Consider the following 22,337-nt stretch of genomic DNA (forward strand, 5'->3'; position numbering starts at 1 on the left):
GCTACTTTGCTCCACGCCTACGGTTATTAAAAGAGGGCCGTTGTGGTAATTTTTGTTCCTGTAAAGGCATAACTACGGGAGCGAATTCTTTCATGACACGCCGATAAACCTCACGTTTAAAAGAAACCACCTGCCTAACAGGATACCAATAACTGACCCATCGCCAGCCATCAAATTCTGGCGACTTACTGCGCTGCACGTTTATATCGGCATCATTGCATTGAAGTTGAAGTAAAAACCAACGCTGTTTCTGCCCAATACAAACAGGTTTTGTATCCCAACGCACCAAACGCTTGGGTAATTTGTAACGTAACCAATTACGGGTAGATGCCAATAACCTGACATCCTTACGCTGTAGCCCGACTTCTTCGTATAGCTCACGATACATCGCCTGTTCCGGCGATTCCCCAGGATTGATGCCTCCTTGAGGAAACTGCCATGAGTGTTGACCATAGCGGCGGGCCCATAAAACTTGCCCTTGCCGATTACAAATTACAATTCCTACATTCGGGCGGTAGCCATCATCATCAATCACAGACTACCTCAATAACCAAATTTGAAAGATGCCTAATTGTTTCACACATACCTAAACTGGTAAACCTATATCAATACAGTTTGCAGATATGTCTGAAGTCACTACAATAGTGAACATCTCAACGGGGTGCCGAAGTTATTTCGGCTGAGAAATAACCCGTAGAACCTGATCCGGTTAATACCGGCGTAGGGATTTGAGCCTCCGTCTGCATATCTGCACCGGTTTCTCCTCAAATCCTGTGTCACTATCTTTTAGCGCAGGAAAAAGCATGTTTAAAAACAAAATTATAGCATCGTTCTTTACCTTTGGTGCACTCAGTTTAAGTCAATTAGCATGGGCGGATAAACCAACGCTTACTGTTTATACCTACGATTCCTTTGCCGCAGAGTGGGGTCCAGGACCGCAAATTAAAAAAAACTTCGAAGCGCAGTGCGATTGTGAATTAAAAATAGTGGCGCTGGGGGATGGTGTAGCCCTGCTAAACAGACTCAGAATGGAAGGAAAAAAAAGCAAAGCAGATGTGATTTTAGGGTTAGATAATAATTTATTAGATTCTGCTGAAAAAACAGGCCTGTTTGCTCCTGCCGACATTAATACCAGTGCATTGAAGCTGCCTATTTCGTGGGATAGCTCAACCTTCATTCCTTATGACTATGGCTATTTCGCATTCATATATGACACTAATAAAATTAAACAACCACCAACAAGTATGGATGCATTATTAAATAGTGAAAATAATTGGAAAATTATTTACCAAGATCCTCGAACCAGTACGCCCGGACTTGGCTTAATGCTGTGGATTGAAAAACTGTATGGCGACAAGTCTGCGGATGCATGGCAAAAAATGGCAGGCAAAACACTTACCGTAACTAAAGGTTGGAGTGAAGCTTATGGCCTGTTCTTAAAAGGGGAAGGTGATTTTGTACTCAGTTATACCTCATCGCCGGGTTATCAAATGCTTAATGACCAAAAAGATAACTATGCTGCGGCATTATTTAATGAGGGTCACTATATGCAAGTTGAGGTGGCAGCAAGGCTGAAAAATAGCCCACAGCCGGAGCTTGCCAAGCAGTTCTTGCAGTTTGTCTTAACACCTGAATTCCAAAATACCCTGCCAACAACAAACTGGATGTATCCGGTCATTGATATTCCCTTACCTGAGGTATACAACCAGTTACCTCTACCTGAAAAAGCCTTACAATTTAGTTCTCAAGAAGTGGCCAAAGAACGCCAAAATTGGACTCGTTTATGGCAAACCGCCGTCAGTCGCTAATTAATTTGTCTCTACTACCGGGGGCATTGGCCTCCGGATTACTGATTACGGTTGCACTCATTAGTTTTGGTGCACTGTGGTTTTTTGCACCTGAAATTTCAATGGCTGACATTATTAGCGATAGCTATTTGTGGCATGTGATTGGGTTTACCTTTTGGCAGGCTTTTTTATCCGCTATTTTTTCTGTGATCCCTGCCATTTTTCTCGCAAGAGCATTACATCGCCGTCGTTTTTTTGGGCGAACTCTATTTTTACGCCTATGTGCAATGACATTGGTTCTTCCAGTATTAGTTGCCGTATTTGGTATTTTATCGGTTTACGGGCAGACGGGTTGGCTAGCTAAACTTTGTCAATTACTGGGGCTTGATTACACCTTTTCACCTTATGGCCTAAAAGGCATTTTGTTAGCGCATGTATTTTTTAACATGCCACTGGCAACACGTATGCTATTGCAATCTTTAGAGAATATCGCTATTGAGCAACGGCAGATTGCAGCACAACTGAGGTTTAATGAGTGGCAGCAATTTACTATTTTAGAATGGCCTTATTTACGGCGGCAAATATTACCTACTGCTGCGTTAATTTTTATGCTGTGCTTTGCCAGCTTTGCGACTGTTCTCGCTCTGGGAGGCGGCCCGGCAGCAACCACCATCGAATTGGCTATTTACCAAGCACTTAATTATGATTTTGATTTAGGACGAGCCACCCTTTTGGCGCTCATCCAGCTGTTTTTCTGTGTCGGTTTAATGTTTATCTGCCATAGAGTAAATAGTGTATTTTCAGTGGGGTTTAGCCAACAAGCGCAATGGGTTGACCCCGCTGATAACGCATTTCGTCGTATTCGTGACCTGCTGCTCATTATCGCTGCCATGTTATTGCTACTGCCCCCGCTGTTCGCTGTTATTTTTGATGGCTTAAATGGGCAACTTTGGGCGGTATTGCAGCAACCTGCCTTATGGCAAGCCACGGCAACCTCTGTGTTTATTGCACTGTGTGCTGGCGCTGTCTGCGTGGCACTTACCTTAATGTTGTTATGGAGCAGCCGTGAATTGCGCTTACGCCAAGCAGTTCGTCTAGGGCAAGCCTTAGAACTTAGTGGGTTAATTATTTTAGCCATGCCCGGTATCGTGCTCGCGACAGGTTTTTTTATCTTTTTTAATGAAACGGTGGGCTTACCTGAATCCCCTTACCCATTAGTTATCATGACTAACGCTTTGTTAGCCATTCCCTATGCGTTAAAAGTATTAGAAAACCCCATGCGAGACAGCGCTGAGCGCTATAACCCATTGTGCCAATCACTTGGCATTTCTGGTTTTAATCGTTTCCAACTTATTGAACTTAAAGCATTACGCAAACCTATATCCCAAGCTCTCGCATTTGCTTGTGTTATCTCAATTGGTGATTTTGGTGTTGTCGCGTTATTTGGCAATGATAACTTCCGCACGCTCCCTTATTATCTTTATCAGCAAATAGGGGCTTACCGGTCAAACGATGGGGCTGTTACGGCCATGTTATTATTATTACTTTGCTTTTGCTTATTTAGCTTGATTGAACGTATCTCAGGAAAACACCATGATTAAATTGACTCAGCTAGATTACCAATACGACAACCTGACAATGTCATTTGATTTTTCTGTTCAGTCTGGTGAGTCTGTGGCAGTTATGGGGCCAAGTGGTGCTGGGAAAAGTACGCTATTAAGCTTGATTAGCGGCTTTCAATTTCCCAAAAGCGGTACAATTGCGCTCAATGGCGAAGACCATACTTTTAGCCCTCCAGCTAAGCGCCCTGTTTCTATGTTATTTCAGGAAAATAATTTATTTTCACACCTGACGATCCGGCAAAATATTGGTCTTGGGCTGCAACCCAATTTACGCCTGAATAAAACGCAAATTCAGCGAGTCGAGCAAATGGCGAGCCGTGTCAGCCTGAGTGAATGTTTAGATAGGTTACCAGCACAACTGTCGGGGGGGCAACGTCAACGCGCGGCATTAGCACGCTGCATGATCCGCAATCAACCAATTTTATTACTTGATGAGCCTTTTTCAGCTCTCGACCCTGCATTACGCCGAGAAATGCTGCTATTACTCAGGGAAGTTTGTGCAGAAAAATCAATCACATTGTTAATGGTTTCGCATAATGTTGATGATGCTTTACAAATTGCCCCGCGGACACTGGTTATTGCAGAAGGGAATATTGCCTACGATGGTGATACTCAATACCTATTACAGGGACAAAGCGCTGCGTCTGCTTTACTGAGTATCACAAGCGTTTCCAATAATTAGCACTGTATAAATTCACACTATTCGCGTATATTTATCGTAACTATTTTTTATGCGAGTTTTATGCGAGTAGCCTAATGACCCAACTTATCGCTCCAGCAGAAAGAGGCTTTATTCTTAGCCGTCACTGGAAAGACACCCGCCACGGTGTTGAGGTCTCTTATTGGCTACTCACTGATAACCAACCTCAAAAGGTCACTGTTCCCTATCAAAAAGCCATTGGTTTTTTAGCTGAATCTCAATTCCCTCAAGTAAAGCATCTATTAGATGAACAACCCAATATTACCTACCGGCTCCTTGAATTAATTGATTTTAAACACGAAAAAGTCTATGCGATTTATTGCCAGCAATATCGACAATTACAGAATCTTGAAAAAAGCTGCAACGAATTGGGTGTCGAATTATTAGAAACAGATATTCGCCCAAGTGAACGGTATCTAATGGAACGCTTTATCGCGGCCTCTGTCTGGTTTTCTCAAAATCAGCAAGGAGAATTTCAACTAAAACCTTGTGAAGGCTACCGTCCCCTAGTCAAAGCTGTTTCCCTTGATATCGAAACCAGCCAACATGGTGAACTCTATTCTATAGGGCTGTCTGGTTGTGGTGACAATGTGGTATTTATGTTAGGGCCAGAACAAGGGCCTGCATTGAGCTCTGAACATCGCTTAATCTATGTGAATAGCCGCCCGCAATTACTTCATAAGCTCAATGAATGGCTTCACCAATACGACCCTGATGCCATCATTGGTTGGAACCTAATCCAATTCGACTTACAAGTATTACAAAAGCATGCTGAGCGTTATGGCATCCCATTATTGTTTGGTCGACAAAACAAAAAATTGGAGTGGCGAGAGCATGGCTTTAAGCAAGGTGTATTTTTTGCCGCTGCTGAAGGCAGGTTAATTATTGATGGTATTGATGCATTAAAAGCAGCAACATGGAGTTTTTCATCATTTAGTTTAGAGTTTGTCGCTCAAGAACTCCTTGGCGAAGGTAAAGCGATTGATACCCCTTATGACCGAATGGATGAAATCAACCGCCGCTTTGCTCACGATAAACCCGCTCTAGCACACTACAATATTCAAGATTGTATTTTAGTCCATCGGATCTTTGAAAAAACGGATTTAATGGCTTTCTTGCAAGAACGTTCAACAGTAACTGGCCTTGCTGTTGATAAAATGGGCGGATCTGTCGCAGCATTCTCACACCTTTATATTCCCCGTCTACACCGCCTTGGCTTTGTCGCTCCCAACCTGACGGAACATAAAATGCAACTGAACCCCGGGGGCTTTGTCATGGACTCCCAACCTGGGCTATATGACTCCGTATTAGTTTTGGATTATAAAAGCCTATATCCTTCAATTATTAGAACTTTTCTCATCGACCCTGCGGGTATGATTGAAGGATTAGCGCATCCAGACCTTGAATATTCTGTTCCTGGTTTTCGCCAAGCTTGGTTTTCTCGTACAACCCACTGTTTACCCGATATTGTCAGCCATATCTGGCAAGAACGGGATAAAGCCAAAAAAGAGCATAATGCGCCACTATCCCAAGCGTTGAAAATTATTATGAACGCATTTGCTGGGGTACTAGGCGCTGAAGGGTGCCGTTTTTTTGACCCAAGACTGACTGCATCAATCACCATGCGTGGCCATGAAATTATGCGTACAACCAAACGTTTGATTGAGTCACAGGGTTACCAAGTTATTTATGGGGATACCGACTCCACATTTGTATGGTTACGAGATGCCCACAATGAAGAGCAAGCGCAAAAAATTGGCTTTGCTTTACGTGATTACGTGAATAGCTGGTGGAAAAAACATTTAGCTGAAGAATGGCAATTAGAGGGGGTTTTAGAGCTTGAATATGAAACCCATTACCGCCGATTTTTGATGCCAACGGTACGTGGTGCTGAAATGGGGAGTAAAAAACGCTATGCAGGGCTGAGTAAAGACACCATGGTATTTAGAGGGCTGGAAACCATTCGCTCGGACTGGACCCCCTTAGCACAAATATTCCAAAAAGAGCTCTATACCCGTATTTTTTATCGCCAACCTTACCGTGAATATATTCGTGAATATGTGCAAAATATTCGTTCAGGCCAATATGATGACCGTTTAGTGTACCGTAAACGCCTGCGCCGAAAATTGACTGATTACCAAAAAAATGTTCCTCCGCATGTTCGAGCGGCTCGTACCGCTGATGACTATAATTTAAAATTACAGCGCCCTTTGCAATATCAAAATGGTGGTTGGATAAACTATATTATCACTCAGGCAGGGCCTGAACCGCTGGAAATCATCACGGCAAAACCGGATTACGAACATTATATTTCCAAGCAAATCAAACCAATAGCAGATGCTATCTTGCCTTTCTTACAAGATGACTTTGATACCCTACTAACTGGGCAAATTACCCTGTTGTTTTAAAATTTATTCTACCTTTGATGTTTTTTTAACAGGTGACGATAGCCTTCGGTTGAATTAATATATCGCCCCTTTGGTGTCTCGCACGTCTGGCTACACAAATTATGCGTGATAATCAACAATACTCATTATAATTCAAATAGACTGACTCATTGTCTCGGCCACAAGCCCAGCAAACGCCTTAGTGCTCACTTTGCTGCAATTTGAATAATTAAATGTGTATAATTAATCATCAGGTAACGACTATTTTTAAAATAATTCGAACTCTTCCTTGTGTAACTATTAATGAGCTACACCAACACTGGGCGAAGACACTGATAAAAATTGTCTTAAAAAATCTAAAAAATAAACTCTCAATTTTATGGAATTAAGTTAAATCTATGCCATTTACTCTTGGTCAACGCTGGATCAGCGATACAGAAAGCGAACTTGGATTAGGTGCCGTCGTGGCAATTGATGCCCGTATGGTAACGTTGCTTTTTCCTGCTAGTGGCGAAAACCGCCTTTACTCTAGCAGTGATGCCCCTATTACCCGAGTGATGTTTAATGAAGGTGATACCATTACCAGCCACGAAGGCTGGCAACTTCAAGTTGAAAGCATTGAAGAAGATAAAGGATTATTGACTTACATCGGCACACGTTTAGATACGCAAGAAACCGGTGTGAGCCTTAGAGAAGTGTTCCTCGACAGCAAGCTCACATTCAATAAGCCGCAAGATCGTCTATTTGCTGGGCAAATTGACCGTATGGACCGTTTCGCTTTACGCTTTCGTGCGCGCAAATTCCAAAGCGAGCAAGTCAAACACCAAGCGACAGGCCTACGCGGTATTCGTGCAAGTCTGATCCCACACCAATTACATATTGCCAATGAAGTGGGAAAACGCCACCATCCGCGCGTATTACTCGCTGACGAAGTCGGCTTAGGTAAAACCATTGAAGCGGGGATGATTATCCACCAGCAATTAATGGCAGGCCGTGCAGAGCGCGTCTTAGTTATTGTTCCTGATAGCTTACAGCACCAATGGCTGGTTGAGATGCTACGCCGCTTTAATCTGCGTTTTTCTTTGTTTGATGATAGCCGTTACAGTGAAGCACAGCATGATAGCGATAACCCATTTGAAACAGAACAACTCGTTCTGTGTTCACTGGATTTCGTCCGTCGTAACAAGCAGCGTTTTGACCAATTAGTTGAAGCGGGCTGGGATATGATGGTTGTCGATGAAGCTCATCACTTACAGTGGAGTGAGACCGCCCCGAGCCGTGAATATCAAGTTATTGAAACATTAGCTGAAAATATTCCTTCTATTTTGCTATTAACGGCAACACCAGAGCAACTTGGCCAAGAAAGCCACTTCGCTCGCCTGCGTTTACTTGACCCTAGCCGTTTTCATGATTACCAAGACTTTATTGCTGAGCAAGAAAACTACCGTCCTGTTGCTGATGCGGTTTCACTGTTGCTGTCGGGTGACAAACTGACTAATGACCAGCAAAATTTACTTAACGAATTAATCAAAGAACAAGATATCGAACCACTGCTAAAGGCTGCAAACCTTGAAGGTGAAGATGGCAATGCCGCGCGCCAAGAGCTGATCAACATGTTAATGGACCGCCATGGTACTAGCCGCCTGTTGTTCAGAAATACCCGAAATGGCGTCAAAGGCTTCCCTCGTCGTGAATTGCATTCGTTAAAAATGCCATTGCCCACCCAATACCAAACCGCAATTAAAGTGGCTGGTATTATGGGCAGTAAAAAAGACGTTGAAACACGTGCAAAAGAAATGCTCTACCCTGAGCAAATTTACCAAGAGTTCGAAGGTGAAAACGCCACGTGGTGGAACTTTGACCCGCGGGTTGAGTGGTTAATGGGCTTTTTGACCGCAAACCGCCATGAAAAAGTGTTAGTGATCTGCGCGAAAGCCGCAACTGCACTACAATTGGAGCAAGTGTTACGTGAACGCGAAGCGATTCGTGCTGCCGTGTTCCACGAAGGGTTATCGTTATTAGAACGTGACCGAGCTGCTGCCTATTTCGCCTCTCAAGAAGAAGGCGCGCAGGTTCTATTATGTTCTGAAATCGGTTCTGAAGGGCGTAACTTCCAATTTGCTAACCAGTTGGTGATGTTCGACCTGCCGTTTAATCCAGACTTACTCGAGCAACGTATCGGCCGTTTAGACCGTATTGGACAAAGCCGTGATATCAGCATTCATGTGCCTTATTTAGAAAATACCGCACAATCTGTGTTGATCCGCTGGTATCACGAAGGCTTAGATGCCTTTGAACATACCTGCCCAACAGGCCGAGCTATCTACGATAAATACTACCAACCATTACTGCAATTTATGGCTGAACCGACAGTCACAGAAGGTTTTGATGATTTTATTAAAACCTGCCGTGCAGAGCATGACAGCTTGAAATTGCAATTGGAACAAGGCCGTGACCGTTTACTTGAAATGCATTCAAACGGTGGCGAGTCTGGCAATCTGTTGGCTGAAGAAATTGGTGAAGGTGATAACGATACCGAATTGGTTAACTTTGCACTCAATCTTTTTGATATTGTCGGTATTAATCAAGAAGATAAAAGTGATAACCTGATTATCCTCACACCTTCAGACCATATGTTAGTACCTGATTTCCCAGGACTTCCTCAAGATGGTTGCACCATCACGTTTGATAGAGAGCAAGCACTTTCTCGTGAAGACACGCAGTTTATCAGCTGGGAGCACCCTATTATTCGTAATGGTTTAGATTTAGTGCTATCTGGCGATACCGGCAGCTGTGCGGTTTCTTTATTGAAAAACAAAGCGCTGCCTGTTGGCACCTTATTGACTGAACTGATTTACGTTGTAGAAGCTCAAGCGCCTAAGAATCTGCAAATTAGCCGTTTCTTACCCGCAACTCCGGTACGCTTATTAATTGATTTAAAAGGTAATAACTTATCATCTCAAGTTGAGTTTGAAAGTTTTAACCGCCAATTAAATGCCATTAACCGCCATATGGCAAGCAAACTGGTCAATGCAGTACAAAATGAGGTTCATTCGGTATTACGCTTATCTGAGCCAATGATCGAAAAAGAAGCCAAAGCATTGATAGAGAATGCAAAAGAAGCAGCTGATAAGGCGCTAACGTTGGAGCTTTCTCGTTTAGAAGCACTAAAAGCGGTCAACCCAAATATTCGTGATGAAGAACTTGATATTATTGAGGAAGAACGCCAACAACTGATGACTAATATCGACCAAGCTACATGGCGACTAGATGCGATTCGTTTAGTTGTGGTAACTCATCAGTAGCCGACTTGCTGTGAGTACGCTGTCGCTCATTCAAATAGCTTATTATTAGTAATTTGAATTATAGTAAGCGTAAACTAAAATAGTCACTTATTTCTCCCTCATCTGAGGGAGAAATTATTTAAAAGCTTCGGAGTTACACACGTTATGATGGAACCCTACCAACCTGCTGTTGAACCTTGGTTGCATATACTTTACCAAGATGATCACATCATTGTGGTGAATAAACCTAGCGGGTTACTCTCTGTTCCCGGAAAAGCGCCAGAGCACCATGACAGCATTATGAGCCGTGTTCAGCGTGATTTTCCCGCCGCTGAATCCGTACATCGGTTAGATATGGCGACAAGTGGCGTCATGGTTGTGGCACTGCACAAAAAAGCTGAACGCGAACTTAAACGCCAATTTAGAGAGCGTGAGCCGAAAAAATTCTATATTGCTCGTGTTTGGGGTCATTTAGAAAAAGAAGAAGGCTTGGTTGATTTGCCGTTAATTTGTGATTGGCCAAACCGCCCTAAGCAAAAAGTGTGTTTCGAAACAGGGAAATCAGCACAAACCGAGTACCAAGTTTTACAATATGAAGAACAAGCCACTCGCGTAAAGCTTTCCCCTATTACGGGTCGTTCGCACCAACTTAGAGTCCATATGTTAGCGTTAGGTCACCCTATCCTTGGTGATCGCTTCTATGCTCACGATGAGGCCAAAGCGCTAGCGACTCGCTTACAATTACATGCTCAGGAATTATACATCACCCACCCTGAATACGGCACGCCAATGCATTTTACCTGCCCACCGGATTTTTAACGGTCTCTAATCGATTGATTAGATTTCAATATTACCAGTGCAGAAATTAACTCACTCTATTTTTGCGCTGATTATTTTCCCGTTTGTTTTTACCCTAAGAACATACATAACTATGTAACTAGGGTGCGCGAGCGCAGCCAACAAAAAACGGGAGCGAAATAATCCATTTTAATTATTCCCCTGATTTCCCCTAAATAGTTCGTGTTGCAGCTAGGCGGCAAGAGAGCGAATTCCTAGGAGCATACAGTAGTATGTGACTAGGGTTCGCGAGCGCAGCCAACAAAAAACGGGAGCGAAATAATCCATTTTAATTATTCCCCTGATTTCCCTTAAATAGTTCGTGTTGCAGCTAGGCGGCAAGAGAGCAAATCCCTAGGAGCATACAGTAGTATGTGACTAGGGTTCGCGAGCGCAGCCAACAAAAAACGGGAGCGAAATAATCCATTTTAATTATTCCCCTGATTTCCCTTAAATAGTTCGTGTTGCAGCTAGGCGGCAAGAGAGCAAATCCCTAGGAGCATACAGTAGTATGTGACTAGGGTTCGCGAGCGCAGCCAACAACGCTGCGGCGCGAAATATGACGGGGAAATTTATTTGAAGCCGAGCTCCTTCTTAACTAAGTCATAAGCGGCTTGGATTGATTGCGCTTTCTGCTTCGCTATTTCCATCATTTCTGGTGGCAAACCTTTCGCAACCAATTTATCTGGGTGATGTTCGCTCATTAATTTACGATAGGCACGCTTAATTTTTGTTGGGTCATCACTCGGGGACACACCAAGGACTTTACAAGCATCTTCAAGGGTTGGGCCATTCGATTGCTGATAATACCCTCCTGATTGCTGCTGAGAGTACCCTTGGCCAAATTGGCGACCACTTTGGATCATATCCAAGAACTGTTCAAATTGAACCTTAGAAATACCCAATTCCTCAGCAATAATAAACAATACTTTTCGTTCGTTTGGATGTAGCTGCCCATCTGCAAAAGCCGCCTGTAATTGAATTTCCAGAAACATCTGAATTAAGTCAAAACGGCCATAACAGGCCATACGTAATTGTTTTAATACATCACGTAATGGAAAGTTAGGGGATTTGCCTTCTCTAAATGCTTGTTGAGCCGCTTTTCGTGTTTCTCCGTGTAATTGCATTCTGTCCATTAAATTGGTTGCAAGCTGAATATCTGTCTCGGTTACACGGCCTTTGGACTTCGTTAAATGCCCCAAAATTTGGAAAGTGCTAGCAAAGAAAATAATTTGGCGATCACGCTTATTCATTCTCCCTGCAAATTTACGTTGAATCGATGCTTTATCAAAACCATGCCCAATAATTAACCCAATTAGCGCCCCCCAAAAACCCAATCCAGAGACGATTGCGAGTATAACGCCAATAATTTTGCCCCAATAGTGCATATATCCCTCAATTCTTCAATGCTCAAAATGCAATTTTGCATTATCATACTATTCATTCAGCTCTATGCATAACTACCCGCGCGTAAAGTTTCTTACATTATACTGGCGCAAAGTGGTTGGCTAAGTTAGTCTTTGAGCGTTTGCTGGCGATGCCAATGATGACGGAACCCCATATTTAATGATGAAAAAAAGCTATCCAACACTACTCGCCACCATGGTATGGGCGGCAATTTATAGTCAGCAAGCGCATGCTGACCTTGCACAGCAGTGTATGCTGGGTGTCCCTGTTTACACAAAACCGATTGTAAAAGGTGACCCTAACGACCTGCCGATTCACATTACCGCTGAAGATGTCCGTGGTGAATACCCTAATTTTGTTGAATATGAAGGCAATGTCGATATTCAACAAGGGAACCAAACATTAACCGCTGATAAGGTTAAACTCACGCAAACAGAAACTGCGGGTGAGCTGCCTGTCCGTGAAGTAACCGCCACGGGTAATGTTCACTACGATGACCCACAAATTATCTTAAAAGGCCCTTCTGCGTGGTCTAACTTAGATAATAAAAACACTGATGTAAATGATGGTAACTACATGATGGTAGGCCGTCAGGGACGTGGTGACGCGACAAAAATGAAAATGCGTGGTGAAAACCGTTACTCTATTATGGAAAACGGCACATTCACGACCTGTTTACCCGGCAATAATAGCTGGAGCGTTGCGGGCTCTGAAGTGATTATCGACCGCGAAGAAGAAGTGGCTGAAATTTGGCATGCACGTTTTAAAGTGGGTGACGTGCCTATTTTCTATAGCCCATATATGCAATTGCCGATTGGTAATAAACGCCGTTCCGGTTTTTTAATTCCGACGGGAAGCTATTCAAGTAACGATGGGCTAGAGTTCTCATTACCCTATTATTGGAATATTGCGCCAAACTACGATGCCACGATTACCCCACAGTTTATGACCCACCGTGGTGTAAAATTAAACAATGAATTCCGTTACCTCATTGCTCCTGGTACAGGCACTGTGGCCTTTGATTTTCTAAATCATGACCGAGCTTATATCAAGGACAAAGAACGTGGTAAGCGTGAAGACCGTGATAGTGATGACCGTTGGTTATTCTATTGGCGCCATTCTGGGACTTACGCGGAACACTGGAACTTCAGCTCTGACTATACCAAAGTGAGCGACCCTAGCTATTTTACTGACTTTAGTTCCCAGTATGGTAGCACCACTGATGGCTATGCCACTCAAAAATTCAGTGCAGGTTATTCAGATACAAACTGGAATGCAAAAGTTACTCACAAACAATTCCAAATTTTTGCTGATAACCCCAACAAACGTGCTTATAAAGCAGAGCCACAAGTGGACTTCAATTATTATAAAAATAATTTAGGTGCCTTTGATGTGCATACTTACGCACAAGCTGCTCGTTTTACTAGTGTGGGGAAAAATAACCCAGATGCAACTCGCTTGCACATTGAGCCTGAAGTGAACCTGCCATTATCTAATGGCTGGGCGAATATGAATAACAGCATCAAATTGTATGCGACTCATTACGACCAAGATATCCCACGCTCAAATAAAGATGATAGCTTAGAAAAAAATGTGACTCGTGTTCTACCAATGTTTAAAAGTGACGCAAAAGTTGTCTTCGAACGAGACCTTTTCCAAGGTAGTGATTTCGTTCAAACATTAGAACCACGTGTCCAATATTTATATATTCCGTATAAAGATCAAGATAATATCAATAACTTTGACTCTTCATTATTGCAGTCAGACTATAGCGGTTTATTCCGTGACCGAATTTACAGTGGCCTTGACCGTATCGCCTCTGCAAATCAGTTCACCACAGGTGTTACAACCCGCGTGTATGATGATGCTTTAGCTGAGCGGTTTAATTTCTCAGTGGGTCAAATTTATTATTTCGAACGCCCTCGAGCAGGGAATTCAAACCGCCCAATTGACGATAAAAGCAATACAGGTTCTTTACTGTGGGCTACCGACAGTATGTGGCGAATTGATGATAACTGGGGCTTGCGTGGTGGTTTACAATATGACCGCCGCCTCGGTAATGTCACCATGGGGAATGCGGTTGCAGAATACCGTTTAGATGCCGATCGTTTAGTTCAGTTGAACTACCGTTTCGTTGACCGCGATTATATTCAAGCGACCTTCCGTCGTGAAGATACTGCGAATGGCGGCTATACCTATACACTGCCTGAATACCAACGTGGTATTTCACAGGTGGGTACTGTAGTTAGTTGGCCATTAAGCGAGCGCTGGGGTTTTGTGGGCTCATATTATTATGATACCAAACAACAGCAACCTGCGAGCCAACTTGTTGGTTTGCAATACAATACTTGCTGCTGGGCGGTCAATCTTGGCTATGAACGTAAGATAGTTGGTTGGCAAAAAGAGAAGTTCAGCAGTGAATATGATAATAAATGGTCAATCAATGTGGAACTTAGAGGCCTAAATAACAATCATAGTTTAGGTAGTCAGAAGATGTTAGAAAGTGGCATTATGCCTTATCAACGTGCTTTCTGATAAAAATAACATAGAGTTACTGTCAATAACTCAGGGGCAGTTAGGCGACAAGTGACTGAGTCGCTAGGAGCATACACAAGTATGTGACTAGTGCGAATGAGCGCAGTCAACAACACTGCAACTTGAAGTATGACGAGTAAAAAGAGATTAGCCCGCTTTTGCGGAATCAAAGTCAATATTTATAGGACCATTATGAAGAATTGGAGAACGCTTATTCTGGGACTGATGTTCGCAAGCTCCACTGCTTTGGCTGCGCCTCAGCAAATGGATAAAGTGGCTGCGGTCGTCAATAACGGTGTTGTGCTGGAAAGTGACGTCCAGAATATGATCAACACAGTAAAACTGAATGCTCAGAACGCACGTCAACAGGTGCCTGATGATCAAACTCTGCGTCATCAGATCCTTGAGCGTCTCGTTATGGATAACATCATTTTGCAAATGGCTAGCCAAATGCAAATCAATATTCCAGATGAAGCCGTGGATGCAACTATTACTGATATCGCTCGTCAAAACGGTTTAACACTACAGCAAATGCAACAACGTTTAACCGCTGATGGCATCAATATGAATCAGTATCGTAGCGAAATTCGTAAAGAGATGCTGATTGCTGAAGTGCGTAACAATGAAGTTCGCCGTCGAGTGACTATTTTACCTCAAGAGGTTGATTCTCTTGCTGAACAAATGAGCTCACAAGCAAATTATGAGATGGGCGTTAATTTAAGCCATATCTTGATTCCGTTAGCAGAAAACCCAACACAGGAACAACTAAAAACCGCTGAAGCATTAGTGGATAAAATTTTAGCTGAACTGAAAAAAGGCGGAGATTTCGGTAAGTTAGCTATCGCTTATTCAGCAGATCCTCAAGCACTGAAAGGCGGTAATATGGGTTGGTCACGCCTGCAAGAATTACCCGTTGTGTTTGCTGAACAACTGAAAAATGCGAAAAAAGGTGATGTTGTCGGCCCTATTCGCTCTGGTGTCGGCTACCATATTTTACGTGTTAACGATGTCAGTGGTGGCAGCCAACCTATTTCTGTCACAGAAGTGAAAGCACGCCACATCTTGATTAAGTCATCACCAATTATGGATGATGCACAGGCAAGACAAAAATTAACCAAAATTGCTCAGGAAATTCGTTCAGGCAAAATCTCATTTGAAGATGCAGCAAAAGAAAATTCTGAAGACCCAGGTAGTGCGTTAAAAGGCGGTGAATTAGGTTGGAATATGCCTGATATCTATGACCCAGCTTTCCGCGATGCGCTAATGAGACTGAATAAAGGTGAATTAAGCCAACCTGTTCAATCAAACTTTGGATGGCACCTAATTCAATTAGAAGACACACGCAACGTTGATAAAACAGACGCGGCGCAAAAAGATCAAGCTTACCGTTTACTGTTTAATCGTAAATTTAACGAAGAAGCACAAAGCTGGATGCAAGAACAACGTGCTTCTGCTTACGTGAAAATGGTTGATGGTCGTGACAGCCAATCTACAGATGAAAAAACAAATTAAGCCTGTTGTTATCACCCCCGGCGAGCCAGCCGGGGTTGGTCCAGACCTACTTATTCAGCTAGCTCAACAGCAATGGCCTGTTGAGTTGGTTGCTTGTGCCGATCCTGATTTATTACTCCAGCGTGCCAAAGCGCTAAATTTGCCTCTGACATTAACTGAATATTCCCCCAATTCAATTAATGAAGTACAGCCTGCAGGTCACTTATCCGTTCTACCTGTTCATTTAGCAACGCCTGCAAAGGCAGGTGTACTCAATGTTGATAATGGCCAATATGTTGTGGAGAGCTTAGCAAAAGCATGTGACGGCTGTTTAAATGGCGAATTTTCAGCGCTTGTAACAGGTCCCGTACATAAAGGGATTATTAATGATGCAGGCATGTCATTTAGTGGTCACACTGAATTTTTTGCACAACGAAGTGGCTGTGAACGCGTTGTGATGATGCTAGCTACCGAAGAACTGCGTGTTGCATTAGCCACAACGCATCTGCCACTCAAGGACGTGTCGGCCGCTATTACCCAACAAAGTCTTCATGAAGTCATCACCATTTTACACCATGATTTACAAACAAAATTTGGTATTGAAAAACCGGCCATCTATGTTTGTGGTTTAAATCCACATGCAGGAGAAGGCGGCCATATGGGTACCGAAGAAATTGATACTATAGAGCCTGCACTTGAAAGCCTACGTACAAAAGGAATTAATTTGATTGGGCCATTGCCTGCAGATACCCTATTTCAAGCTAAGTATTTAGACCATGCAGACGCAGTGTTAGCAATGTATCACGATCAGGGCCTTCCTGTGTTAAAATACCAAGGTTTTGGCAGAGCAGTAAATATCACTCTCGGCCTGCCTTTTATCCGTACCTCTGTCGACCATGGGACAGCCCTTGAGCTCGCGGGGACGGGTCATGCTGATGCGGGAAGTTTTATCACCGCATTAAAGTTAGCTATCCAAATGACATCTAAGAATACATGAATAATCGAGTCCATCAGGGGCACTTTGCCCGCAAACGTTTCGGGCAGAACTTTTTAACTGACCAATTTATTATCGACAGCATCGTGGATGCCATGAACCCGCTGCCAGGTCAGTCCATTGTAGAAATTGGTCCCGGCTTAGGTGCCTTAACCGAACCTGTCGGTAGCCGAATCGATAAAATGACCGTAGTTGAACTTGACCGTGATCTTGCTGCACGTTTACACGTTCATCCTCAACTAAAAGATAAATTGACTATCATTCAGCAAGATGCAATGACAGTGGATTTTGGTGAATTAGCCAAACAAGCAGGTCAACCCCTGCGCGTTTTTGGTAACTTGCCTTACAACATCTCCACACCGTTAATGTTTCACTTATTCACATTCACCAATTCTATTTCTGACATGAATTTCATGTTACAAAAAGAAGTGGTGAATCGTCTGGTTGCAGGACCAGGTAGCAAAGCCTTTGGGCGCTTGAGTGTTATGGCGCAATATTATTGCAACGTGGTGCCTGTGTTGGAAGTACCACCAACCGCATTTACACCAGCGCCAAAAGTAGATTCAGCCATTGTTAGGTTGATTCCTCATCGTGAAAACCCATATCCGGTAAAAGATATTAAATTTTTAAGCCGTATTACCACACAAGCTTTCAACCAACGCCGTAAAACGATTCGTAATAGTTTAGGGGATTTATTCAGCGTTGAAGAGTTAACAGAACTGGGTATTGATTTAAGCACCCGAGCAGAAAATATTTCTGTTGAACAATATTGTAAAATGGCAAACTATCTCTCTAACCGTTCAGAATAGTCTGTTGAAGGAGGCACTATGCTTAATGAGCCGAATGTAAGCATCCAAGTTCAGAGTGTCTATATAGAAAGCCAATCTCAACCCGATATTGCGAGATATGTGTTTGCTTACACTATCTGCATTCGTAATTTAGGACGAGAGCCTATTCAATTAATGAGCCGTTATTGGCTCATTACTAACAGTGATGGCCATAAGACCGAAGTTCAAGGTGAAGGCGTGGTTGGTGAACAACCGCTTATCCCACCAGGAAAAGAATACCGTTATACCAGTGGCGCAATCCTTGAAACTCCAATGGGTACGATGGAAGGTTATTATGTGATGATAAGCACACAAGGGGACAGTTTCCACGTTGATATCCCTGCTTTTCGTCTTGCTATCCCAACACTGATTAATTAATTATGTCGACATATTTAGTAGGTGATATTCACGGTTGTTATCGTGAGCTCCGTGACTTGATGGAAAGCGTCCATTTTGATCCAACCAAAGACACACTGTGGTTAACAGGCGATCTCATTGCCCGCGGAACTGAATCACTGCAAGTTTTACGCTATGTAAAAAGCCTTGGTTCTGCCGCACGTTTAGTGCTTGGCAACCACGATCTCCATCTGTTAGGAATTTACTGTAAAATTAGTCGTAACAAGCCGAAAGATCACCTCGATGAGTTATTACATGCACCTGATCTTGATGAATTGATCAATTGGTTACGTCGCCAACCTTTATTACAAATTGATGAAGAAAAAAAGATCTTGATGACTCATGCAGGTATAACACCACAATGGGATATCGAAACAGCACGAATGTGTGCAAGGGAAGTTGAAGCCGTGCTGTCTAGTGATGCATATCCATTATTCATCGACTCCATGTATGGTGACATGCCAAATAACTGGTCTGAAAGCTTAATGGGGCTAGCTCGTTTGCGTTTTAGTACCAATGCCTTAACACGCCTGCGCTACTGTTTTCCAAACGGACAGCTAGATATGATTTGCAAGGAAAACCCTAAAAAAGCGCCCGCTCCGCTAAAACCCTGGTTCGATCTACCCAGTAAAATTCCTGAGGATTACTCAGTGTTTTTTGGTCACTGGGCATCCCTTGAAGGGAAATGCACTCCTGATAACGTTTATGCTTTAGATACGGGTTGCTGCTGGGGAGGGGAATTAACGCTATTCCATTGGGAAACTAAGCAGTACCACCAGCAAAAGTCATATCAAAAAAGCCGTAAAGAGTAATTTTTTGCCTAGTTAATTGCAAGTTATAGCAAAATGGCGCAATTAAGCGCCATTTTTGCATTCTAACTAAAAATTAGTCTCTTTTAGTTAAGATCTCAAAACAATAACCATGGGTATTGTTTTCGTCAGCTTCATGGTATTCGGTAAAAATAGAATCCCATTCATCAGGCTCATAAGCCGGAAAATGAGTATCTCCGATAACTTCAGCATCAACGTGAGTCAAATATAATTTATTCGCTAGCGGTAAAAATTGTTGATAAACTTTACCACCGCCAATTACCATCACCTCTTCAACATTTTCAATTGCTTGCGCTGCAGCCAATGCTTCTTCAATTGACGTTACCCAAATAACATCAGAATCAGTACCAGGAGCACTACTTAATACAATATTCACACGTTGTGGCAATGGGCGCCCAATTGATTCATAGGTAACACGGCCCATGATAACCGGTTTGTTTAACGTATTTCGTTTGAACCACGCTAGATCCCCCGGCAAATTCCAAGGCATCGCTTTTTCCATGCCGATAACCTGATCGATCGCCATTGCTGCGATTAAGCTAATATTCATCTACTCACCTTAGAAACAAGATATAAAAATTGAGCACACTATACGGAAAGAGAATTGCTTCGTCGACTAAATTTAAACTTCCTTAAACAGGTTTGAATCACTTATACTCGAATTGATAAACTTATGACTAAAAATAACATTTAAAAACAAAATGAACCCTCTAAGACCAGTCTAAATATGAGTGTCATTAGCAGGTCATTTTTATTTACCAACATTGAACGGGAAAAGAGATTATAACATGTACGAAACGAGTATTATGGTTGCGACCATCGCTGCACTCGGTATGCTTTCTCCAGGGCCAGATTTCTTTTTGATTGTTAAAAATTCAGCACGCTATCAACGCTCTGCCGCATTAATGTCTGCATGTGGTGTGATAGTCGCTATCGCTTTGCATATGTCTTACTGTGTTGCAGGCCTCGCTGTCTTGATTACAACTACGCCTTGGCTGTTTAATATCTTAAAATACGCGGGTGCAGCCTATTTAATTTGGATCGGTGTCAAAAGCTTACTTCCGCAATCCGGCCATAGCGTTGATCTAACAACCAGTAAACACGAAATTGTTTCATTCAAAAAAGCCTTTATGCAAGGTTTTCTCTGTAATGTATTAAACCCAAAAGCCACGCTGTTCTTTTTAGCGGTTTTTACCCAAGTGCTAGATATTAATTCCACTGTTGGCGAAAAGCTGTGGTTTGCCTTTATTATTTGGGGTTTAGCCGTCATCTACTGGCCTATTTTAGTATTTTTAATCCAAAGTGCCCCTGTAAGAAAAGGCCTGGCAAAAGTGCAAAAATACGTTGATAAGGTTCTCGGCGTTGTATTAATCGCCTTTGGTATTCGAGTGGCGCTAAGCTAGCTTTGTTATCCTTCCAATAAGCGGGCTAAATGCCTGCTTATTGGATATTCAATATTGTTGTAATACGAATTATTGCATGGTGTCTTGCGGTGCAACAACCAACTGCCCTACAGACCCTAAATCCGCCTTCTCTAAATTGTGGCTATAAAATAAGAACGGGAAATGGTTATAGGACGGTTGCATCATTTGAACTAATAATTCAACTCGGCTATCAACCCACACTGTATCTTTCCAGCCATAATCTTCTGGCGGTGTTGGTTTACCATTACGGTTTAAGACCTTAAAGCGCACACCTTCAATGTGAAATGCTTGCGGTTCATTCGTCGTCACAACCCAACGTTCCCAATTGCCTTGGCGGCTTGAGAAATCAACCCTGTTTGTATCAATAGTCGCATTATTAATACCAAAACCATCATTAAGGTGAATATTACGTTGTGTAATACTGGATGTGACTTGCGTTTTATCTTCAACTAATTGTGCCGGTAAACCATCCGTTACCAATGACATTAATCCAGTTGCCTTGATAGTTAATACATTGGTTGAAATTAAGCTATTCGATGGTTCAAATAGCCCTTTTAAACGGTCCATAAAGGTAGCCGACTCGCCCGCAGTAATGGTTAACTCTTGCGTTTTCGCCATATCAATCAAGACTTCACGCCGTTCCCCCGGTGCTAATGGGAGTTCCTGAACACTAACAGGTACAGTTAATAACCCTTGATCAGATGCAATCAATGAAAATGGGCGACCATCACTAATTTTCATCACATAATAACGGGAGTTCGACGCATTTAATAATCGTAGACGTACCCACCCTCGAGAAACTTCAATGTATGGATTTTGTACGCCATTAACCAGTAATGAATCGCCTAAAAACCCATTTTCATCGGCTTTGTATTCAGGGACGCCAAAATTATCTAAACGCTTATCTTGAATAATGACAGGAAAATCATCAACACCATAGTGTTTAGGTAAACGCAAGTTTTTCGTCACATCATCTTCGATGATCCACATCCCCAATAAACCATTGTAGACTTGCTCGCCCATTTTCCCTTGAGTATTTGCATGATACCAAAGCGTTGCTGCATTTTGGCGTATCGGGATCACTGGAGACCAGTCCGCATTAGGTGAAATTAACCTTGCCGCTCCACCAATTTGTGTTCCTGGTATTTGCAACCCGCTGATTGTCATCGAAACGGCTTCAGGTAAGCGATTACTATAAATAAGCTTAATGTCATCGCCATTTTTTACTTTGACTGTCGGCCCAGGGGAAGAACCATTTACTCCCCAAATATCGGCTGAATATTTTCCATCATAAGACCAATGAATTTTTTGTAATGTTAAAAATAATGGCTGTCCAGACCGTGATTCTAATAATGGTGGCACAGGTAAAGCTGTCGCCCCCTCTGCATTTGCATAAATTGGCACATAGGACAAACATAGAGCCACCCCCGCCGCTATCAGGGCTTGGCATCGATTGAATGACATAAATTCTCCGCTAAACAAAAATTCCAGCGCATTTTATTATTTAGTATTGTAGATTTTCAGCCTATAAAATGGCTAATTTATGATTGGACCCAGCAATATAACAACTTAGATACAACAATTTAAGGTCGCAATAATTTGTAAGCCATGATATCGCGAAAAAAGGCTAAATTCTAAAAATATCTAGCAAATGTGTAAAAATATAATTAATAAGATTATAAATAGTAAGGGTAAGTAATTAAAAAAGGAAATAAGACAGGTAGGAAACAATAAAGTCAATTTATGCTGTATTCAACCTAAAAGAATGAGCAATATTTGTATATTGCCCATTTTTAAATAAATTCAATGAATTAAG

General features: G+C 42.5%; 17 protein-coding genes and 1 riboswitch. Of the genes, 13 read left to right on the top strand and 4 right to left on the bottom strand.

The features are described from left to right. Nucleotide 1: 1 nt before the first annotated feature. Nucleotides 2-535 (bottom strand): RNA pyrophosphohydrolase, encoded by a 534-nt coding sequence (gene rppH / locus SJ312_RS13625; RefSeq protein ID WP_004257639.1) that lies wholly within the window; start codon nt 533-535, stop codon nt 2-4. A 112-nt stretch (nt 536-647) separates the two neighbouring features. Beyond that, a riboswitch (TPP riboswitch) is annotated at nt 648-745 on the top strand. A 58-nt stretch (nt 746-803) separates the two neighbouring features. Between rppH and thiB the strand changes: the two genes are divergently transcribed. The 6 genes from thiB (at nt 804) to rluA (ending at nt 10,599) form a co-directional block, all read left to right on the top strand. Further along, a complete protein-coding gene (gene thiB / locus SJ312_RS13630; protein WP_094961111.1) occupies nt 804-1,808 on the top strand; it encodes a thiamine ABC transporter substrate binding subunit in 1,005 nt (334 codons plus the stop codon). Beyond that, on the top strand, nt 1,784-3,388 hold the full coding sequence (thiP, locus tag SJ312_RS13635; RefSeq protein WP_094961110.1) for a thiamine/thiamine pyrophosphate ABC transporter permease ThiP: 1,605 nt from the start codon (nt 1,784-1,786) through the stop codon (nt 3,386-3,388). The genes thiB and thiP overlap by 25 nt, the downstream gene beginning before the upstream one ends. Next, a complete protein-coding gene (gene thiQ, locus SJ312_RS13640; protein WP_319868022.1) occupies nt 3,381-4,091 on the top strand; it encodes a thiamine ABC transporter ATP-binding protein ThiQ in 711 nt (236 codons plus the stop codon). The genes thiP and thiQ overlap by 8 nt, the downstream gene beginning before the upstream one ends. A 74-nt stretch (nt 4,092-4,165) precedes the next feature. Beyond that, nucleotides 4,166-6,517 carry a DNA polymerase II gene (locus SJ312_RS13645; RefSeq protein ID WP_165880110.1) on the top strand — a complete coding sequence of 784 codons (2,352 nt, stop codon included), beginning with the start codon at nt 4,166-4,168 and terminating at the stop codon, nt 6,515-6,517. Nucleotides 6,518-6,894: 377 nt separating this feature from the next. Next, nucleotides 6,895-9,801 carry an RNA polymerase-associated protein RapA gene (rapA, locus tag SJ312_RS13650; RefSeq protein WP_110591267.1) on the top strand — a complete coding sequence of 969 codons (2,907 nt, stop codon included), beginning with the start codon at nt 6,895-6,897 and terminating at the stop codon, nt 9,799-9,801. Nucleotides 9,802-9,945: 144 nt separating this feature from the next. After that, the gene (gene rluA / locus SJ312_RS13655) at nt 9,946-10,599 is read left to right on the top strand and encodes a bifunctional tRNA pseudouridine(32) synthase/23S rRNA pseudouridine(746) synthase RluA (RefSeq protein ID WP_110591266.1); all 654 of its coding nucleotides are present in this window, start codon (nt 9,946-9,948) and stop codon (nt 10,597-10,599) included. A gap of 590 nt (nt 10,600-11,189) precedes the next feature. Here rluA and djlA read toward each other — a convergent pair. Then, nucleotides 11,190-12,005: a co-chaperone DjlA gene (gene djlA / locus SJ312_RS13660; protein ID WP_004257658.1), complete on the bottom strand. Its 816-nt coding sequence runs from the start codon at nt 12,003-12,005 to the stop codon at nt 11,190-11,192. A gap of 181 nt (nt 12,006-12,186) precedes the next feature. On the opposite strand from djlA, the gene lptD reads away from it, so the two are divergent. The 6 genes from lptD (at nt 12,187) to apaH (ending at nt 19,079) form a co-directional block, all read left to right on the top strand. Continuing rightward, complete coding sequence (gene lptD, locus SJ312_RS13665; protein ID WP_319868057.1) at nt 12,187-14,559, top strand: LPS assembly protein LptD; 2,373 nt, start codon at nt 12,187-12,189, stop codon at nt 14,557-14,559. 192 nt (nt 14,560-14,751) lie between these two features. Then, nucleotides 14,752-16,071 (top strand): peptidylprolyl isomerase SurA, encoded by a 1,320-nt coding sequence (gene surA, locus SJ312_RS13670; RefSeq protein WP_094961104.1) that lies wholly within the window; start codon nt 14,752-14,754, stop codon nt 16,069-16,071. Continuing rightward, complete coding sequence (gene pdxA / locus SJ312_RS13675) at nt 16,055-17,047, top strand: 4-hydroxythreonine-4-phosphate dehydrogenase PdxA (protein WP_110591264.1); 993 nt, start codon at nt 16,055-16,057, stop codon at nt 17,045-17,047. Before surA ends, pdxA begins: the two co-directional genes overlap by 17 nt. Next, nucleotides 17,044-17,853 (top strand): 16S rRNA (adenine(1518)-N(6)/adenine(1519)-N(6))-dimethyltransferase RsmA, encoded by an 810-nt coding sequence (gene rsmA, locus SJ312_RS13680; protein ID WP_004257672.1) that lies wholly within the window; start codon nt 17,044-17,046, stop codon nt 17,851-17,853. The genes pdxA and rsmA overlap by 4 nt, the downstream gene beginning before the upstream one ends. Nucleotides 17,854-17,871: 18 nt before the next feature. Further along, nucleotides 17,872-18,249, top strand: coding sequence for a Co2+/Mg2+ efflux protein ApaG (apaG, locus tag SJ312_RS13685; RefSeq protein ID WP_004257676.1), 378 nt, complete (start codon nt 17,872-17,874; stop codon nt 18,247-18,249). Nucleotides 18,250-18,251: 2 nt separating this feature from the next. Further along, nucleotides 18,252-19,079 (top strand): bis(5'-nucleosyl)-tetraphosphatase (symmetrical) ApaH, encoded by an 828-nt coding sequence (gene apaH / locus SJ312_RS13690; RefSeq protein ID WP_036958002.1) that lies wholly within the window; start codon nt 18,252-18,254, stop codon nt 19,077-19,079. A 73-nt stretch (nt 19,080-19,152) separates the two neighbouring features. Here apaH and folA read toward each other — a convergent pair whose 3' ends face one another. Then, nucleotides 19,153-19,647 carry a type 3 dihydrofolate reductase gene (gene folA, locus SJ312_RS13695; RefSeq protein ID WP_004257684.1) on the bottom strand — a complete coding sequence of 165 codons (495 nt, stop codon included), beginning with the start codon at nt 19,645-19,647 and terminating at the stop codon, nt 19,153-19,155. Nucleotides 19,648-19,885: 238 nt separating this feature from the next. Here folA and SJ312_RS13700 point away from each other — a divergent pair, with 238 nt between their 5' ends. Continuing rightward, nucleotides 19,886-20,500, top strand: a complete 615-nt coding sequence (locus SJ312_RS13700; RefSeq protein WP_004257687.1) for a LysE family transporter — start codon at nt 19,886-19,888, stop codon at nt 20,498-20,500. A 69-nt stretch (nt 20,501-20,569) separates the two neighbouring features. Here SJ312_RS13700 and ftsP read toward each other — a convergent pair whose 3' ends face one another. Continuing rightward, on the bottom strand, nt 20,570-21,985 hold the full coding sequence (gene ftsP / locus SJ312_RS13705) for a cell division protein FtsP (protein ID WP_004257690.1): 1,416 nt from the start codon (nt 21,983-21,985) through the stop codon (nt 20,570-20,572). Nucleotides 21,986-22,337: the final 352 nt, after the last annotated feature.

The organism is Providencia sp. CIM-Carb-044 (genome assembly GCF_033901115.1).
Taxonomy (GTDB): domain Bacteria; phylum Pseudomonadota; class Gammaproteobacteria; order Enterobacterales; family Enterobacteriaceae; genus Providencia; species Providencia hangzhouensis.